General features: G+C 62.9%; 13 protein-coding genes and 1 pseudogene. 3 read left to right on the top strand and 11 right to left on the bottom strand.

Features of this window, described 5'->3' with window-relative positions:
- Positions 1-346: 346 nt before the first annotated feature.
- From AC3A35_RS24745 to AC3A35_RS24695, 11 genes and pseudogenes are all read right to left on the bottom strand, one after another.
- Entirely contained in the window at positions 347-721 is a 375-nt protein-coding gene (locus AC3A35_RS24745; RefSeq protein ID WP_487439204.1) for a hypothetical protein, read from the bottom strand.
- Positions 722-727: 6 nt separating this feature from the next.
- Entirely contained in the window at positions 728-1,099 is a 372-nt protein-coding gene (locus AC3A35_RS24740) for a hypothetical protein (RefSeq protein WP_487439203.1), read from the bottom strand.
- A 349-nt stretch (positions 1,100-1,448) separates the two neighbouring features.
- Positions 1,449-2,482: pseudogene (locus AC3A35_RS24735) on the bottom strand (IS110 family RNA-guided transposase).
- 646 nt (positions 2,483-3,128) lie between these two features.
- Positions 3,129-5,822 (bottom strand): response regulator, encoded by a 2,694-nt coding sequence (locus tag AC3A35_RS24730; RefSeq protein ID WP_487439202.1) that lies wholly within the window; start codon positions 5,820-5,822, stop codon positions 3,129-3,131.
- 17 nt (positions 5,823-5,839) lie between these two features.
- Positions 5,840-6,943, bottom strand: a complete 1,104-nt coding sequence (gene cheB, locus AC3A35_RS24725) for a chemotaxis-specific protein-glutamate methyltransferase CheB (RefSeq protein WP_487439201.1) — start codon at positions 6,941-6,943, stop codon at positions 5,840-5,842.
- Positions 6,940-9,354, bottom strand: a complete 2,415-nt coding sequence (locus AC3A35_RS24720) for a hybrid sensor histidine kinase/response regulator (RefSeq protein ID WP_487439200.1) — start codon at positions 9,352-9,354, stop codon at positions 6,940-6,942. Before AC3A35_RS24720 ends, cheB begins: the two co-directional genes overlap by 4 nt.
- A complete protein-coding gene (locus AC3A35_RS24715) occupies positions 9,351-11,129 on the bottom strand; it encodes a methyl-accepting chemotaxis protein (protein ID WP_487439199.1) in 1,779 nt (592 codons plus the stop codon). The genes AC3A35_RS24720 and AC3A35_RS24715 overlap by 4 nt, the downstream gene beginning before the upstream one ends.
- 88 nt (positions 11,130-11,217) lie before the next feature.
- A complete protein-coding gene (locus tag AC3A35_RS24710) occupies positions 11,218-11,760 on the bottom strand; it encodes a chemotaxis protein CheW (RefSeq protein WP_487439198.1) in 543 nt (180 codons plus the stop codon).
- A gap of 28 nt (positions 11,761-11,788) precedes the next feature.
- Positions 11,789-13,300 (bottom strand): CheR family methyltransferase, encoded by a 1,512-nt coding sequence (locus AC3A35_RS24705; protein WP_487439197.1) that lies wholly within the window; start codon positions 13,298-13,300, stop codon positions 11,789-11,791.
- On the bottom strand, positions 13,297-13,767 hold the full coding sequence (locus tag AC3A35_RS24700) for a chemotaxis protein CheW (RefSeq protein WP_487439196.1): 471 nt from the start codon (positions 13,765-13,767) through the stop codon (positions 13,297-13,299). Before AC3A35_RS24700 ends, AC3A35_RS24705 begins: the two co-directional genes overlap by 4 nt.
- On the bottom strand, positions 13,764-14,966 hold the full coding sequence (locus AC3A35_RS24695) for an EAL domain-containing response regulator (protein WP_487439195.1): 1,203 nt from the start codon (positions 14,964-14,966) through the stop codon (positions 13,764-13,766). The genes AC3A35_RS24700 and AC3A35_RS24695 overlap by 4 nt, the downstream gene beginning before the upstream one ends.
- A 1,193-nt stretch (positions 14,967-16,159) precedes the next feature.
- Between AC3A35_RS24695 and AC3A35_RS24690 the strand changes: the two genes are divergently transcribed.
- From AC3A35_RS24690 to AC3A35_RS24680, 3 genes are all read left to right on the top strand, one after another.
- Positions 16,160-16,558, top strand: coding sequence for a hypothetical protein (locus AC3A35_RS24690; RefSeq protein ID WP_487439194.1), 399 nt, complete (start codon positions 16,160-16,162; stop codon positions 16,556-16,558).
- 291 nt (positions 16,559-16,849) lie between these two features.
- The gene (locus AC3A35_RS24685) at positions 16,850-17,344 is read left to right on the top strand and encodes a copper chaperone PCu(A)C (protein WP_487439193.1); all 495 of its coding nucleotides are present in this window, start codon (positions 16,850-16,852) and stop codon (positions 17,342-17,344) included.
- Positions 17,341-17,940: an SCO family protein gene (locus AC3A35_RS24680; RefSeq protein WP_487439192.1), complete on the top strand. Its 600-nt coding sequence runs from the start codon at positions 17,341-17,343 to the stop codon at positions 17,938-17,940. Before AC3A35_RS24685 ends, AC3A35_RS24680 begins: the two co-directional genes overlap by 4 nt.
- Positions 17,941-17,981: the final 41 nt, after the last annotated feature.

Here is a 17,981-nt window from a genome sequence, read left to right as displayed (position 1 = left end):
GATGAACGAAGGCGGTCGCATCGCGTAGGTCGGAAGAGACGACCGGATCAGCCCCCTATCGCCCCGGACGGCCCGGGCATGGAAACCGGAAATCCGTAAGGCGCTTGCCAGCGAAGCGTCATGAAGAATTCATGCCATCCGCAAATACTCGCCCCTCGCGGGTGCTGGGGGTGGCGATCGACGGTCGCCCATTGCCGCCCGGCGGCAGTGCAGCCAGACTGCTCACCGTTGAGGGCGATCCCGCGATCGACGCTTCCGTTCAAGGAGTTCCGGTCTCACGCCGGCGGCGTAGCCCTTTCCTGCCCCTGGGTCCTCGAACCGCGACCCGTTGTGGCGTCGCCACAGATCAGCCAGTTCGGGCCTGCCCGCCTGCCCCTGCATGGACTACTGTCGGCAGATCGTCCTCCGCCGGCCGGTCGGCAGGGGAACCCGGTCCCTGCCCGTCACCACCTTGCAGTACCCGCTCGGCGATTGCCGCGGGCGCCTCCGCCTGCAGTGCCACCAGGCAAGCGAGCATCCCTCCTGTCGCGACCCCGGTGAGCCGGGCCCAGACGCGAACCTTGTCCGCCAGCGAACCGAGCTGCGCGATGCCCGCCGCGCGCGTGCGCACCACCGGCACGTTCCGGCCCTCCAGCTTTGTCTGCGCAGCCCCGGCCAGCACACGTTCGATCGCCGCACGGTCGATTTCATGGCGATCTTCGTCGGCCACCGTCCAGCGCACGCGGACCTACGCGCCGGCAACGTTCTGCGTCGCGACCGCCTCCGGCAACGCTCGCAGGTCGGGTCGGCCCTCGAAAACGATGTCGATGGTGCGGCGCGCCGGGGTCGGCTCCAGCACGCACACGGCGCCGTCGGCCTCCACATCCCACACCAGAAAGCCCTTGTCTCTCTCCTCGCCGAAATGAAACCGCCCGACCGAGCCGGCATAGGCGATACATTGCCGCCCTGCCCGGCCGTCCTGCCGCCAGGCCTGATGACGGTGGATGCGCCCCAGCATGAACGCCTGCGTCTCGGCGCCGAACAGCGCGCCGGTGGTGAATTCACCCGAGAACACGGCTGCTGCATCCGGAGTGCTCTCGAAAGCGAATGTCGAAGTCATATAGATAGGCGGCGACACTGCCCCATGCGGGTCCGAGGCGTCATGGCCATGGTGAAGCGCACGGGTCTGAAACCCGGGGCGTACATGGACGCCCCCGGTATGCCCAGCATTCAAGGGGTGACAGTTAGAAGGCAAGCTTGCAGCCGTACATTCGGACTTTCGCTGCGGCAAAGCCTCTGTCCCTGATGGAATGCGTTGGTTGGGTCCCGATCGATTCAATGCACTCGAAGTGCGTCGCCCCGGGTGGGTTTGGTCAACCACGGTCTTACCTGTTTCGCCATCACTACATGATTGCCAGAGCAATCGGTGGAAGTACTTCCTGTTCGATCCTGCGCGAGTTCGGTTCTGGTTACACTGCGGTCAATCTTGGCACGTAATCGACCCGGAATTCGCGGTCGTGGGCGAGCAAGGCCCAGATAGTTCTCGCGTTCTTGTTCGCCAAGGCGACGGCAGCAATGTTCGGATTTCGTCGGCTGAGCAAGTTACTCAGCCAGGGGTTTGACTTCGCATGACGTGTCGCTGCCAGAATTGCGGAGCGTGCACCGTGGATCAGCAAGGTTCGCAGATACACGTCACCGCGCTTGCTGATGCCCAGCAGCATCGGCTTTCCACCACTGGAGTGCTGTCGTGGGACGAGACCCAACCATGCGGCCAGTTGGCGGCCATTCTTGAAACTCTGCGCGTCGGCGATCGATGCCACCAACGCCGTCGCGGTGAGTGGCCCGACTCCCGGAATCTTCTCCAGACGCTGACTCAGGTCACAGTCGCGGTGCCATTGCTTGATCTGCGCTTCGAGCTCTCCCACTTGTCGATCCAATTCCATCAAGTGTTCATAGAGGCGCCGCATCAGGTGCAGAAATACCGCTGGAACTCATCGGCTGCATTCTCGAGGAGCCCACACAACCGGGTCCTCAGCGCGCGGACGCCCTTTGGCAGCACCATGCCGAATTCGGCAAGCAGTCCTCGGATTTGATTTGCCTGCGCAGTGCGCGCCATGACGAAGCCCTGCCGAACGCGGTGCAACGACAGTACTGCTTGCTGCTCAACACTTTTGATCGGCACGAATCGCATGTTCGGTCGCGCGACGGCCTCGCAGATCGCCTCGGCATCCGCCGCGTCGTTCTTGTTGGACTTCACGTAGGGCTTTACGAACTGCGGTGACATGAGCCTGACGGTGTGCCCATATCCCTGCAACTTGCGCCCCCAGTGATGGGCGCTGCTACATGCTTCCATCCCAACCAGGCAGGGCGGTAGATTGGCCATGAACTCTGCTACCTGGGCACGTTTGAGCTGCTTGCGTAGTATCGTCTTTCCGCACTCATCGACACCGTGCACTTGGAACACGCTCTTGGCCAGGTCGATTCCAATTGTCGTAATCTTCATGGTGGACGCCTCCTTCGTTTCGAGTGATTGATCAGCGCTTCCACTCTGGCACATCAATGCCTACTCGGGTGGGGGCGTCCATTCCATTGATTCACTCTGCATGCGGACTTCCGCACCCAATCCACGTAACTACGGAGTCGGGCCGCCACGCGCTAAACCATTATGTCTAGCGGTATTGCCCGCAGGGCTTATCAGGGGTTCATCCGTGACGCACGCTGGGGAGTCGGGCGCCTCAAGTGGCCAGACATGGAGGCTCGCCAACGGCAGTGTAACAATTCCCACGGATACGTCGCACGTGTAGTGTCTGGTACTCTTTGGGGATCGGCGTCAACAAACGACCCGGAGTGTGGTTGGACAGCGAAATCCAGTCCGAAAGCCGCTTCCAAGAGATATAACGAGACCGACAAGCGCTGCAGTACGTCCTGCGTGGTGTCCACGGCATCAGAAGCGGACGGCGCGGCACCGTGCGGATGCGCTCCAGGCTCTATTGGTTTGTTGTACAAGTTGACGCTTTCGTCAGCTGCGGTGTTCGCCATCGGCCGTCGAATCGTGCCACCGGTGCCATCGCAGCGTATCGGAGCGGGTAGCCGCAGCACCCTAGTGGGTCGTTTCTTGACCTTGCATCGGCCCGTGCGATGGGGGCGACTCATGGTGTTTCACCTCGCGGCATGGGTTCTTCAAGCACCGTGCGGATGCACCCCTCAACATCAGAGAGGGCAGGGACGAACGCCACGAGGTGCTCGCGCAGTACCGAACGCTTCCCGGATTTCGCGGCATTCTCCAGGTCCGCGCATAAATCGCCGAGCGCCATCGCGCCAACCGCGCGTGACGACGACTTCAGCTTGTGCGCGATCTCGGCGACCGTACCCGTATCATCTTCCCCAACTGCATTGTGCAATTGCGGCACCAGACGCGTCACCGAAGTCAGATAGTCCGTCAGTAATTCTCGTACCGTGGCATCGTCCTCACCGATCAGTGACTTCAACACCGCCAGATCTAGTGCACTCGTCCCGAACCCCTCCTTTCCCATCGTCGGCATCGGTGTAGGAAGATCCGGTGTCGGCAGCCATTTGTCGAGCGCGGCGCGCAGTACGGGTAGTTGTACAGGTTTGATCAGATATTCATCCATACCGGCAGCGCGCGCGCGACTTGCTTCGCCGCGCAGTGCGTTCGCAGTCAACGCGAGGATCGGCATACGCACCCCGCTTCCTGCCTCACCGCGCCGAATTTCCTGGGTGAGAGAGTAGCCATCCAAATTGGGCATGTGCAGATCGGTAAGGAGCAGTGCGAAGTCGCCCTCCTTCCACAGCCGCAAGGCCTCGATGCCATCCCCTGCAATTTCGGCCGCATGGCCGAGCAGCGCGAGTTGCTGCAGAATCACTTTTTGGTTGACCGCGTCATCCTCGGCAACAAGGATCAGTCGACCACGCGCACGTGCATCGGCGATCGCTACAGGCTGACCCACACCGAGCATCTGGTCGTGTCCCCCCCCTTCGGGCAAGGATGACCGCTCAGGCGATGCACGGCCCACAGCCACCTCAATCGCACGAACAAGCGCCCCGCGCCGCAGCGCATCGCCATCGAGCAGCACGGTATTCGGGTCTGCAACGCGCGAATTTCGACGTCGTCCGCGGGTAATCAACAAACGATGAAGATGCGGCGGTATGTCCGTGGGTTCGTGTGGCGTAGAAGGACGCAGTGGGCCGCCCGATTCGATGATCACGATTGGCCCCGGACTCACCGCTGCGGCCGCCGTCGCAGCAGTGTCGTCGTTCGCGTTGATCACTCGCGCCCCCGCATGCTCCAGGTAGACACGTAGGTCATCGAGTTCGAGATCCTGACTGGCAAGCAGCACGCAGTCGATTCCCGTGAGATCCGGCAGGCTGCGCTCAGGCTGTTCCGCAGCGGGCTCGAACGGGATTGTTACGGTAAAGGCGGAACCGGCACCAAGCTCGCTCTCGAGCGCTATTTGGCCGCCCATCAGGGTCACCAAGCGTTTGCAGATCGCCAGTCCCAGACCGGTGCCGCCGAAGCGACGCGTCGTCGAAATTTCAGCCTGCGTGAATGGCGTGAACAGGTCGCTCAGTTTCTCGGTCGCGATTCCGATACCGTTGTCGACGATCTTGAATGCGATCAACAATGGCGCCGCCTCGACGACCTCCACCCTAACCGAGACTCGCCCGCGTCGCTCCGGGCGTCCTGCCGAGAATTTGATCGCGTTACCGACAAGGTTGTAGAGCACCTGGCGCAGTCGCATGTCGTCGGAAAGAACGCGTTCCGGGATCAATGGCGATACGAATAGGTTCAGATCAACCCCACGGTGCGATGCGATCGGCACCAAGGAGTTGCAGAGTCCCTCGACGAGATCGGCGATTGAGAGCGGACTACGCTCAAGCTCGAGGCGTCCTGCCTCGATCTTCGAGAAATCAAGAATGTCATCGATGATCCCGAGCAGTGAGGCAGCAGATTCGCGGATCGTCTTGACCAGATCGGCCTGGTGCTCCGACAGTCGCCCATGTGCCAGTACGTCCGCCATGCCGATCACCCCGTTCATCGGTGTGCGGATCTCATGGCTCATGGTCGCAAGAAATGCCGACTTCGCAAGATTTGCGTGCTCCGCCTCCACGCGCGCCCGCTCCAGTTCCGCTGTGCGCTCGGCAACACGTTGAACGAGCAACGCGCGTTCGCACTCCAGCGCGCGATTGGCCTCCTCCAGCGCCGCAGTCCGCTCTCGGACCTCCATCTCCAAATTCTCGTTTAGATGCTGTAATTCGTCGCGAGCAGTCGTTAACGCCCGGTTATTTGTGACCGCCGCTTCATAAGTGGAAAGCAGCAGGTTGAGAATCTGCAAGCGATCGGAAGTGATGAAAAAACGTCGTCCCGCGAAATAGACCTCCACGCCCATCTGGGCGCTCTCGCTCCAGTTCGCGTTTTCGCGCAAGGACCGCTGCGCCAGCACGTAACCGACGCGAGAAAGCAGGTACCGTTCGTCGAACGGTTTGAAGATGAAGTTATCTGCTCCGCATTCCAGCCCCTTGATGACATCCACCGGATCGCTAAGCGTGGTGAGCAGGATCACTGGAATGTGCTGGTAATTGCGGTCGGACTTGAGCCGCTGGCATAGTTGATAGCCGTCCATCTCCGGCATCACAACGTCGCTGATCACCAACGCGGGGGAGGATTCTGCAATCCGGTCTAGGGCTTCCCGCCCATTGCGCGCCACCACGTGACGATAGCCATGTTGATCAAGAAAATAGGTCAACCGCTCGGCCTGGGTTGCACTATCCTCGACGACGAGGATGTAGATGTCGCGAGTCGGATTGGAATCGGGCGATTGCATGGATCTGTCCTCTTTTCTCATCGTGTCGGCGGTGTCGGCGGTGTCGGCGGTGACGTAGGGCGACGGCGTGGTTTGCCTTCAACAAGTGCGGTCAACACGAGCGGTATCCTTTCCGGGGGTAAAATATGGCCTGCACCGCCGAGTTGGATTGCGGTGCCTGGCATGCCGTTGACCACAGCGCTCTCAGCGTCTTGAGCCACCGTAACCGCACCGGCATCGCGAAGACGCTTGAGTTCTGATGCCCCGTCTCGCCCCATTCCGGTTAACAGGACCGCCGCCGCGCGCGCCCCATAGACCTCGGCCACCGACCGGAATAGGAAGGACACGGCCGGGCGTAATCCGTTTTCGGGTGCGAAGCGACTAAGCAGGATCCGCCCAGGGGGTCCGATGCCCATGTGAAAACCATCCGGGGCGAGATAAGCGTGCCCCGGCAACAGTATTTCGTTGTGCATCGCGATTCGGACCGGAAACCCGGTGCTGTGCCCGAGCCACTCGGCGAACCCCGACAGGAATCCGGCGGAGATGTGCTGCACAATCAGTATCGGTACCGGAAAGGTCGCCGGCAAACCGGCAAGGATCGTCTGCAGTACCGGCGGACCGCCCGTGGACGCCCCGATTGCGACCACCTGGATCGGCCCCTCATGCGTTTGCCCGTTTGTCGGCATGATGGCCGCCGCGCGTCGCTGCCGCGGCCATCGCTTGATCACTTTCACTTCCGACATTAGCGCAACCGTGTCCACCAACTTGGCCGCGGTCTCCGCATGGTCCGGGTGCCCAAGCCCGGCCGGCTTGCCCACCACCGCGACCGCCCCCGCTTCAAGCGCCCGGAAGGTCGAGGCCACTTCACTGGGGTCAACGGCCGCGCTGCACACGACAACCGGGAGCGGCTGGGTTTCCATGATCCGGCGGGTCACTTCATAGCCGTCCATGCCAGACAGATGGATATCCATCAGGATCACGTCGGGTCGATCGTGTTGGAGAAAGCGTAGCGCACCCTCCCCGTTCTCGACCGCGTCGATGACGTGCAACCGCGGGTCCGAATCAAGCAGGTGCACCAGCAGCAGTCGTGTCGAGGGGGAATCCTCCACCACGAGAACAGTAATTTTTCCGTTCGCCGTCATCCCACCAGCCTGTGGATCACATCGAGCAGATTGCTTTGGTCGAAGCCGCTCTTGACGATATATGCGTCGGCACCGACGTCGATACCACGTTCGCGATCCGGCAACGACGCCAGCGCGGTAACGAGCACCACCGGCATATCGGCCAGCTTGCGGTCGGCGCGGATCCGCGTTGTCAAATCAAAGCCATTCATGCGGGGCATTTCCACGTCGGACACAACCAGATCGAATTCTTCACTTCGCAGCAGGGTATACGCCTCCACGCCGTCGACCGCCGTACACACCCGATAGCCAGCCGATTCGAGGATCCCCTTGAGGAGCATGCGGGACGTGATCGAGTCCTCCACGAGCAGCACCTTCGATTGAGTGCCCTGGGTGGCGGGCGACGACACCTCGGCGCGCCGCGGCGTCCCGTCTGAACGACCAAGTTTGCGCGCCGACTTGATCAGGTCGGCGACGTTAAGGATGGGCGCCACCGTACCTGATGTCAGTACGGTCGCACCCGCGACGTTACGCACGCGAACAAGTGGGCGGGCGAAACTCTTCACCAAGACTTCGTCGTCCCTGAGTACTTCATCGACGGCAAAGGCGATCCGGTCATCACCCGAACCGAACACGATCACCGGGACGAAACCAAGCGTGTTGCCTGTGCTGTCATCGCCCAGCTCGAGCACCTGCGCCAGCCGGACCAACGATACGGGACGGCCGTCGAACACGACCGTCTCACGGTTTTCGACCGTCTTGATCTCCCCTGCGGCGATCCGTGCAACACGTTCGAGCTGGACCATGGGAACGACAAAAATCCGGTCAGCCACGCGCACCAGCACGCCGCGAAAGGTGGCGAGCGTCAGTGGCAGCACGACACGAAAGCGGGTTCCGATACCGCGCTGACTATCGATGAAGACTTGCCCACCCAGACTCTCTGACAGTTCGCGTACGATCGCCAGCCCGAGGCCGCGACCTGAGATCTCGGTGACAATGGGGCTGGTCGAAACTCCGGATTGAAAGACGAGTTCAAGTGCTCTTCGTTCATCGAGGTCCCGCACCGCCTCGGCGGACAAGGCTCCCCGCCCGAGCGCAGCTTCGGTGACGCTCGCGACATCGATCCCGGCGCCGTCATCCGCAACGAGGATCTCGATCTTATTACCATCGATCGGAACCGCTGCGATGGTGAGCGTGGCGCGCATGGGTTTGCCTTGCTCAGTCCTCTTGGCGGGCATTTCGACGCCGTGATCGATGCCATTGCGAACCAGATGAATCAGCGGATCCTTCATCTGCTCGAGAATGCGTTTGTCGATCTCAACTTCGCCTCCCCGCAGGATCAGGTCGACGTCCTTGCCTTGGTCACGGCTGAGCTCGCGGACCATTTTGGGGAACAGATCCGACAGGGTCGAAAACGGCATCATCAGCAGCTTCTTCGAGTCGGCCAACAGGTCATCCACGCCCTTTCCGATCGTGCGGTAGTCGCGTGCCACGGACTTGCCCAACGCGAGCAACCGACGTTCGAGCGAACGGATGCAGTCGCAGTTCCATTCGAGAAACTCGAGCAATGCCGTTGAACCCGCCTGGGTCGGCACCGCACCAGAACTCGGTACGGGGCGGTCGGTTGAGTCAGTGTCCGGTGATGCAGCCGCCCTGCGCAACGCGCGGACCTGCGGCTGGATGCGTTCCCACCGGGTATGCCATTCGCCGAATGCCGCTTCGAACTGGCGCAGATCGGCGACACGTTGCGCCGCGGCCTGTTTCGCTGCGAGCATCTCCTCGGCTTCGAGCAACAAGCGGTCAAGTTTGGCGGTGGGGATCCGGACGGTCTCGGCGAGCACGGTCCGCCCCGGTTCGGACGCCGCGATTGCGAGTACGGAAGCCTGCGCCTGCACGGAGGCGTTCTCGGACCCGATCGGGAATGTCTGAACTTCACGGTCCGTCAAAGGCTGGGGTTCAGCACATCGCGCCTCGACGGGCTGGTGCACCATCTTCCCCGGATTCGACACCGACTGTTCAGCCGCTGCACTGAGGGCCCCGAGCTGCCGAACCAGCGCCAAGATTTTCGTTCCCTGCGCGGCAGAAGCCTCGTCTTCAGGCGCACTGGCGAGGGTGCCGACCAGGTCGACCGCGGCGTGGAGGATATCGAACCCCTCCGCCACGGGCACCGTATTGCGCTCCTTCCACGCTGAGAACACGTATTCCAGCGCCTGGCAGATTCGCTCGATTGCCGCGAGGTTGACTGCGCGGGCGGCCCCCTTGAGACTGTGCGCGTGGCGGAACACGGTCTCGAGATGTCCAGTGCGCGCCGGCGGATCGGAGGTGCGCTCGAGCGCCAGTAGCCCGGATGCGATGGCCTGGAGGTGCTCCTCCGCTTCAACCTTGAAGGTCGCCCGCAACCGGGCGAGAAACGCCCGCTCCTGTTCGTTCATCGCCCCCCCGTTGGCGCTTGCTGCACGCGGTAACGTGCAACCAATTGCGTAAGCCGCTCGCCCAGGAGCTTCAACTCATGGGCTGCGCCCTCGAGTTGGCGGGCACCGTCAGCGTTCTGCGTGCTCGCCTGGCGGATCCCCTCCATTGCCGTCGCCACCTGATCGACCCCCACCAACTGCTGCTGGCTGGACACTGAGATCTGTGCCGCCGCCTGAGCCGATTCGCCCATTCCGGCTGCCAGCGACTGAATCGATTGGCCCGCCCGCGTCGATTGCGACACGCCCGCCTCAACCGCCTTGCTCCCCTGCTCGGTCACCAGCACCGCCGCGCCGGTCGCCTTCTGGATATCGGTGATGATCGTGCGTACCTGCGCAGTCGCCTGCTTCGACTGCTCGGCGAGGCTGCGGATCTCCTGTGCAACGACGGCGAAGCCCTTGCCCGACTCGCCCGCCTTGGCCGCCTCGATCGCGGCGTTGACCGCAAGCAGGTTCGACTGCGCCGCCAGATCCTCGACCGTGGCGACGATCTGGCCTACCGTCTGGTTGAGTTCGCTCAGCCGCAGCATACTGTCGGCGATCGCGGCCATTTGTTCGCGGATGCGGCTCATCCCCTCGATGGTCTCCTCGGTCGCCTGACGTCCGCCCTGCGCGACCTGCGCGACCTTCTGCGCCGTGTCCGACACTGTTCGCGCCTTCTGGCTCGACAGTTCGGCGGTCTGGCGCAACTCTTCGACGGTCGTCGTCGTCTCGCCCACGGCCGCCGCAGTTTGCGACGCAGTGGCGGCAAACTGTGCGGTCGAGGCCGAGATCTCGTTTGCCGACGTCGCCAGGACGCCAATTCCCTCGCCCAATTCGGCCGTCAGCCCACGCAGATTCTCCACCATGGTCGCGAAGGCTTTCCCGAGCACATCGTCCTTCGAGCGCAGCGCGACCTGCACGCCCAGATCTCCGGCCGCAATGCGTTCCGCTACACCGGCCATCGCCCGGAGTGCTTCGGTCATGCGCGCAAACGCCTGCATCAGCACACCGACCTCGTCGGTGCGCGCGCTCCTCGGGACGCCAACGTCGAGTTCCCCCGCGGCAATGCGCTCGGCCAGGGCGGCCACCCGCACCAGTGGATCGGCAATGCTGCGGCTCAGTATCACCGCCAGTGCGAGGCCGAGGAGAAGCGCGCTCACACCGAGACCGACGAACAGGCGGAGCAAATCGCGGGCGCGGGCTCCGGCCTCCGCGACCGCAGACCGCGCGCTGGTATGTGCTGCGTCGCTCAATTCCAGTGCGAGAACCCTAACCGTTTCAAATTGCTGTTGTAGAGGACCCGCGCTCAACTGCTTCGCCTCCTCGAGATTTCCCTCGGAAATGAGCTCCATCTGCCGCTCACGCCCAGTGCGATAGGTCGAACGCGCGCTTTCGAGTTCGGCCAGCCGGGCCGTAAGGACCGGGTCGTCCCGCATCACTTCCGCCAACGCCTTCAGTCGCCCGTCGGTTTCGCTTGTGCCTCGGCGCAGGTCCTGCCCCAAAGTCTGTCGCAAGGCCCGGTCGTCCGTCAGGATCATCTCGAGCACGCCCGCTCGCGATCGGTTCTGCTCGGCTCGCAACGACAGCAATTCCGTGACGATGGCAAAATCCGTCTCGAACAGTTTCCGCTGTGAGGTTTCGATCGCCGTGATGCCCCGATATGCGGTCACCATTACGATCGCGAGGACACCGATCATGACTCCAAAGCCCAGCAGCAGCTTGGCGCGCGTGGAAAGATTCTGCATCCGGTTCAACATCAGTCGCCCCCTTCTTTGTACGTTCAACGCCTCCCGATGGCGTGTGCTGCACGCGGTAACGTGCAACCAATTGCGTAAGCCGCCGACATCAGGTGTCAACCTCTTCATCAACAATGATCCGGCGATCCGCGGCCAAGCGCTCGGCATCAAGTATCACCAGCCGCTCGGCGGTTACACCGAGCAGGTACTCGGCGCGGATCCCCGTCAAGGTCGGAAGCGAAGTCTGGATCGTGTCACGCGCCAGGGAACGCACACCGGTGATCCGATCGGCGAGCAGTCCAAAGGTCAAGTCATGTGTTTCGACGAGCAGGATCAGGTGCAGATCAGTGATGCCCGTCTCCGGTAGATCGAAGAACCTCTTGAGATCGATGACCGGTAGGATGCGTCCGCGAATATTGACCACTCCTCGCCAGAATGCGGGCGTGCAGGGTAGCGGAGTGAGCCCTTCGAGTGGATGGACTTCGCGCACGAATACGGTCTCGAGCGCGTATCGCTCGTCGGCGAGACCGAACTCGATCAGTTCGATCAGGGTCGCGGGTGGTGGTACGACTTCGGGCTCCCGGGCAAGGGTCCGGGCACGGTCGCGCAGGATACGCGTGACTGCGTCCGTGTCAGTGCTGAGTATCGTCATCGTGGGTAGGTCATCCTCTGTGCAGGGCTCATCGCGGGACCTTTCGAATGTCCTTCAGTGTGTCGATGATCGCGACCAAGCGACCTGCGGTGAGTCCCTCGCCTTCGGGCAGGAGGGCCTCCGGCGCGAACGTGCGCGCGAGCGTTGCCGCATTGTCGAAATGCCGTCCGGCCACGCCAAGATCGCCCCCGCCAACTGCGAGGTTGCCGAGGCCAAAATGCGCAAGCACGAACTGGGGGTCGAGATACAGGGCACGCCGGTATGCCGACCGTGCGTCGTCCAGTGCGCCCTGTTCCTGAAGGATGATCGCGTGCAGGTAATGGCTGACGGGGTTGCACTTGTCGGCGGCGATCGCGCGCTCGCAACTGGTCAGGGCCTCGTCGAGCCGGCCCTGGTTGGCATAGGTACGGGCGCGTAAGGCCCATTCGGTCGCGGTGTCCCCGCCCGCACCAAGCATTATTGCGGTGTCGGCATTACCGCCCTGTTCGCAATGGTCGTGCGCCGGCTCGTACGCAAGCACTGACGAGGATTCTTCATCGAGGATCACCGCTCCAGCCGACGTGGACGCCTGCGGTGCCGCCCCTACGGATTCGGTCGCGGCCATCGAACAGCGCGCCACCGGAGAAATGGACGGTGTCGACGGCGAAGCCAGTGTGCCATGCGTTGGGGGGCTTTCGGTTGCGCGCGACGGTAAGGCGTCCTTGCGGAATAGGATGGCTCCGGGGAACTGGACCGGGACCAACTCGGGCACCATTGCGTGATGCAGCTCATTGGGGCCGAGCACCAACCAACCGCCATCGACAAGGCAATGAGCGAGCTTGTGCACCACCCGTGCAGCACATTCCGGCGTGAAGTAGATCAGCACGTTACGGCACAGGACCAGATCCGTTGCGTTGGTCTGATTCAAGAGCGCGGGGTAGACGTCTTCGGCCAGATTGAGCAGAGAGAATTGCGCCATCTCGCGGAACTCCCGCCGCACCCGCCAGCGCCCGTCGTCAGTAGGTACGAAGTAGCGCTCCTTGAAGCCGGAAGCGGTCCCCCGGAAGGACCATTCGCCGAACACCGCGCTCTCCGCCTTGCGAAGAAAACGCGGATTGATGTCGGAGCCCTGCACGATCACCTGCCAGTGCGCGAGGTCAGGCAACGCGTTGCGCACCGTGATTGCCAGCGAATAGGCTTCCTCGCCCGAACAGCATGCTGCGCTCCAGATGCGAAGGCGCTGCTCGCGGCCACGCCGCGCATCGATCAGCGCGGGCAGCACCTGCTTTTCGAGCACCTCGAAGAGCGCTTGGTCACGAAAGAAGTAGGTCTCTCCGGTGGTCAGATGGCCGGCAAGAATCTCAATCTGGCGCGGGTTGAGCGGTGCCGACAGAAGCCAGCGGACACATTCGTCTGCGTCAGCGAATCCGAGTTCGGGGGCCGCAGAACAGATACCACGCTGAAGCTCGGATCGACGGCGTGAGGTAAAATCGAGACCCATGCGCCCGCCGAGCAACTCGGCCAGGCGGGCAAGCCGCGCAGCGGGCGCTCCCCCGCTCAAGGTGCCGCCTCCGCGCTATCGATCGCCTGGTCCAGTGCGTGCTCCTCGTCGAGCGACAAAAAGCGGTCCAGATTGTGGACCAGCATCATGCCGTCGGCGAGTTTGACGACTCCGGAAACCTGGCTCAGCATAGGCAGGATGTCCTCGGCCGGCACGATCCGCGCCCAATCGCTGGCCACGATGTCGGCAACAGCATCCACGACCAGCGCGACCGTGCGCCGCACCGTGCGTACGATGATGAACTGGTCCTGCAGGCCAATTGACCGTTGTGTTACACCAAAGCGCTTGCGTGTATCGACGACCGGGATCAGGCAGCCGTGCACGTCTATGATGCCGAGAACGATGTCGGGGGTGTCCGGCAACCGGGTGATTTCCACCGCACGGACGGCGCGCACAACCCTGGAAAGCGGCACGGCGTAACGCTGCGCGTCCAAAGTAAACACGACCAGGGGCTCGGGATCGTTCATGCCCCCGGCTCGGCCAGTTCGCGGCGGCGCGACTCCCAGGCGACAATCCAGTCGCGCAGTGCGGCAGGCGGCATCGGTTTGGCGATGAACCAGCCCTGCGCAAGCTCACACCCCGCCGCGCGTACGAAATCCCAGTCTTCTCGGTCTTCGACCCCCTCGGCGACCGTTCGCATGCCGAGTTTGCAGGCCATGCTTAGACTTGCGTCGACGATCGCACCGAGCGATGGATCTCGCCAGGCCCCGTGGACAAAGCCGCGATCGATCTTGAGTTCATTGAACGGGATGTCATGCAGTTGTGCGAGTGAGGAGTGCCCCGTCCCGAAGTCATCAATCGAGATGTCAATATGCTTGAGCCGCAACCGCGTCAGAATGTCAAGTGGGGCAAGCGGATTCTTCATCAGACGGCTCTCGGTGATCTCGAGGACGATCTCGTTCAAGGGTACTCCGCAATCATGGGCCAAACCTGCGACGAGTTCCGGAAAGTCGAGCGCCCCAAGGCTATCCATCGATATATTGACCGCAACGTGGAACGATAATCCGTCATCCTTCCACTGCCGCAACTGTCGAAGCGCCGAAGTCAGAACAACGTAGGTCAAGTCGTCGATCAGTCTGTTCTCCTCCGCCGCGGCGACAAATTGATCCGGGAAGACCAGTCCGTCGTCAGGGTGCTGCCAGCGCACCAGCGTCTCGACGCCAACGAACGCTGCCGTGGCGAGTGCTACTTTCGGTTGATAGTGATTGACCAGTTCCCCGTTGGCGATCGCCTTTTTCAGTTGTTCGGCACCGTATGTCTTGTGAGTTCCACGCTGGACGTAGTGGCTATACGCGAGACTATGGGAGACCAGTTCCCGCAGGCTCGCCAGTGCGACCGGTTTCTGCAACGACCCCAGGACGTCGAGCCGGTGGGCGCGGGCAAGTTTTTCGGCAGTTCGCAGGATGCGGACATCTTCTCCGCTAACCAGTATCAAGGTACCGAGATAACCGATGCGAACAAGGTGACGGACGAACTCCACACCGTCCATTTCCGGCATCTGGAGATCGCAAAGAATCAACCCAACAGGGTCCAGGCCGCTTTCCAGCATGTGAAGGGCGTCCGCTGCCCGTTGAAATGTCTGAACGTCAACAAATCCGAGCACGTTGAGCTGGTGCGAGAGGAGTCTGAGCATGAAAATCTCATCATCAACAATCAGAGTTCTCATTCCCGTTCCTCCAACCTTCTGCCGTCCGTCATTCTGCCGCGAGATGAGCAACTCGACCTGACCCCCCTCGCATACACAGCCAATGCGCTGGTTGCTTTGAATCGAGACAGGGAAAGGTCATGTTTGACCGGATGATGCACCAATCATTGATCGATCCGAACAACGGCTCGACCTCGTAGCCTACCCGGCGCTCCGGCGGATCAACCGCGCGTGGACCACCTGATCCTCGGACATCAATGTTCACTCCCTTCGCTCCGATCCCGGCGTACCGGTCACTCGGCGAAGGCAGCGAGTGAAGAAACAGGCCGGTCGGGAGTTGAGTTCGATGTCGGCCGAACACGTTGGGCGATACCTGAAGTTTGGGCCTCCGTCGATTGCAGGCGAGCATTAGCTCCACGGGCAGATGCCGCTTTTGCCAGACACGAAGTGTTTGGATCAGCGCATTTGCGCACCGCTCCCTTGCCGCATTTTCTTTTGCTGGCTGCATGATACGAGGCGGGACAGCGCAATCGGGCTTTAGCCGATCGCGCGCGGACTTGGTTGTCATCGACGCCGACGGGGGCGCCTTGAACGACGTGGCGGTCCGTGTCCGACGCGCGAAACTGCTGTCGTCCGGTCGCCTCGCCCGCAACAGCACGCAGTCTGGCGTCTGGGCTGCGTTCATACACTTCACACACAAGGGTGGTGCCCCCGGCCCAAAAGACGCGGCATACAACCCGATGAGATCCGTCAGTGCCCGCACTTCGACCACGAGGGTGTGAGCGAAGTTGTCCGACGGTCCTTCGCAGCCGACGACGAGAGTGGCCCGTTAGCGCTTGCACTCTCATCTCCCGCACGGAATTCGCTGTGACAGTCAATCGGATCACCTTGGCTGGTGCGGTGTCGAGCACTATGGCATCACCCGGTCAATGCATCATGCAAGCATAGACTATCATCTAGGATCATATTGCGATGTAATTTCTAAACGGGCCCCACACCGTATTTTAGAAGCGCTCCGTGAGCGGCATTCATCCGAGCGCGATGGCCTGCTGCAAGCCGCGCGCCACATCGGACCTGACTCGTTCGGATTCAGCCTATGCCACTTCCATTGGAAGGGGTGCGCGCCTGCGCTTGAACTTCCGGCCTCGTCCTGTGTCACATCTCCCGAGGTTCGCGGGTGCGCAGGCTTTCCTGCCGCCGCCGCGGACGCGCCAATGCACAATCGCCGAACAAAACCGGTCCGTCCTCCAGCCATGCACTTTTTCCGGCGACTGATCGCCCTCCTGCTGATCGGCACGCTCCCCGCGTATGCGTGGGCAGCGCTTGGTCTGCCGGAAGCCTGCCCCATGCGGACCATGCCGGCGGGAGAGGTCACCGCCGCCGTCCATTCCTGTTGCGAGATCGGGGCGGCAGCGAACGACGAATCCCCCCAGCCCGGCAAGAGCAATCCGTGCAAGCCCGGCCAGCAGTGCAAGACCGGAAGCCTTTACCACCTGCAGGTTCCGACCCCGGCGCGGGTTGACGTCACGCCCGGCACGCTCGCCGTGGCAACGGAAACCTCCGTTCCCTCCCGCGGCCCCACCGGGGTCTGGCGCCCGCCCCGTTCTCTCTGACTCCCGCTTGATCCAGGCGCCTGCCGCAACCATTGCGGCAGGGTGATCGCATGTGCCCGCCGCGCATGCCGACAGACTCAGGAGTTGGAGCATGTCTGCACGATACTTGTTGTGGCCCCGGCCGGGGCTGAGCGGGTTCGTCCACGCCGAGCCATTGACGTATTCCGTGGGGCTCGATCGGGCCGCGCGGTGCGCGCCCGATCTCCGCTGCGACCCCATCCGGGTGGCGTGGCGGCCGAAGCGACCTAGGGCGCACGCGCAGATGAGTCCGACCGACCCCGGGAGGACACCATGATCGAGCCCGAAACCATGTCCAGGCGTCGATGGACCACGTGGCGGTCACTGGCGGCAGCCGCGTTCGGGCTGTGGTTCCTGGCCGCGCATGCGGCAGCCGCGCCCGTGCTGCGAGTGAGCGACGCCTGGGTGCGCCCCACCGTTCCGGGACAGACCGTGGCGGCCGCTTACGGTCGCTTCCGGGCGGCGCTTCCCCTGCGCGTGGTCGGCGTGGAATCGCCGGTGGCCGACGCGGGGCAGATCCACCGCATGAGCATCGACGACGGCATCATGAGGATGCGCCGGCTCGATACCCTCGACCTCCCCGCGGGGCAGGTCGTGCGCCTCGAGCCCGGCGGCGTGCATCTGATGCTGATGGGGCTGAAGCAGCCCCTGACCGTGGGCCAGCGCGTACGCCTGAGCTTCACCGTCGAGGACGCCGCCGGCCGGCGCTCGGTTGAGGTGGTGGACGCCCCGGTGTTGCAGGCTCCGCCGCAGGGGGAGAGGGAATGACGGCACGGCGGCTGCGATTCGCATCGGCGTTGCTCCTTGCCGCCACCCTGGCCGGCTGTGGACCCGGTGGTGCGCCCACGGAGGCGTTTCGCGCCACGGACATCACCGGCGTCGATTGGGGGCGGGATTTCAGCCTCACCGACCACACCGGCAGGCCACGCACGCTGGCGGATTTCCGTGGCCGGGCGGTGCTGCTGTTCTTCGGCTACAGCCACTGCCCCGACGCCTGCCCGATGACGATGGCGAAGATGGCGCAGGCGGTCGATCGCCTTGGGGACGACGGCAAGCGCGTCCAGGGGCTGTTCGTGACGCTCGACCCAGCGCGCGACACGGCGAAAGTGCTGGGCGAGTATGTTCCGGCGTTTCACCCGAGCTTCATCGGCCTGCTCGGCAGCGAGGCCGAAGTGGCGCGCATGGCAGCGGATTTCAAGCTCTTTTTCGCGCACCAGACGCCGGACGCGGCGGGGTTCTACACCGTGGACCACCAGGCCGCCATCTTTGCCTTCGACCCGCAAGGGCGGCTGCGCCTGTACTTCAGGGGCGACACCGGGCCGGACGTGATCGCCCACGACCTGAGGCTCCTGCTGCAGCCATGAAAGCGTGCCATCTCCCCACGCCTGCGCCGAACGCTCGCCCG

The organism is Azoarcus sp. Soil_N_20 (assembly GCF_057656155.1).
This window is presented reverse-complemented; position numbering and strand designations above follow the sequence as displayed.

Coding starts and splice junctions, on each gene's coding strand:
- AC3A35_RS24690 (WP_487439194.1), top strand. CDS start 16,160: ATGCACAATCGCCGAACAAAACCGGTCCGTCCTCCAGCCATGCACTTT.
- AC3A35_RS24710 (WP_487439198.1), bottom strand. CDS start 11,760: ATGACGATACTCAGCACTGACACGGACGCAGTCACGCGTATCCTGCGC.
- AC3A35_RS24695 (WP_487439195.1), bottom strand. CDS start 14,966: ATGAGAACTCTGATTGTTGATGATGAGATTTTCATGCTCAGACTCCTC.
- cheB (WP_487439201.1), bottom strand. CDS start 6,943: ATGACGGCGAACGGAAAAATTACTGTTCTCGTGGTGGAGGATTCCCCC.
- AC3A35_RS24730 (WP_487439202.1), bottom strand. CDS start 5,822: ATGCAATCGCCCGATTCCAATCCGACTCGCGACATCTACATCCTCGTC.
- AC3A35_RS24680 (WP_487439192.1), top strand. CDS start 17,341: ATGACGGCACGGCGGCTGCGATTCGCATCGGCGTTGCTCCTTGCCGCC.
- AC3A35_RS24700 (WP_487439196.1), bottom strand. CDS start 13,767: ATGAACGATCCCGAGCCCCTGGTCGTGTTTACTTTGGACGCGCAGCGT.
- AC3A35_RS24715 (WP_487439199.1), bottom strand. CDS start 11,129: ATGTTGAACCGGATGCAGAATCTTTCCACGCGCGCCAAGCTGCTGCTG.
- AC3A35_RS24685 (WP_487439193.1), top strand. CDS start 16,850: ATGATCGAGCCCGAAACCATGTCCAGGCGTCGATGGACCACGTGGCGG.
- AC3A35_RS24740 (WP_487439203.1), bottom strand. CDS start 1,099: ATGACTTCGACATTCGCTTTCGAGAGCACTCCGGATGCAGCAGCCGTG.
- AC3A35_RS24720 (WP_487439200.1), bottom strand. CDS start 9,354: ATGAACGAACAGGAGCGGGCGTTTCTCGCCCGGTTGCGGGCGACCTTC.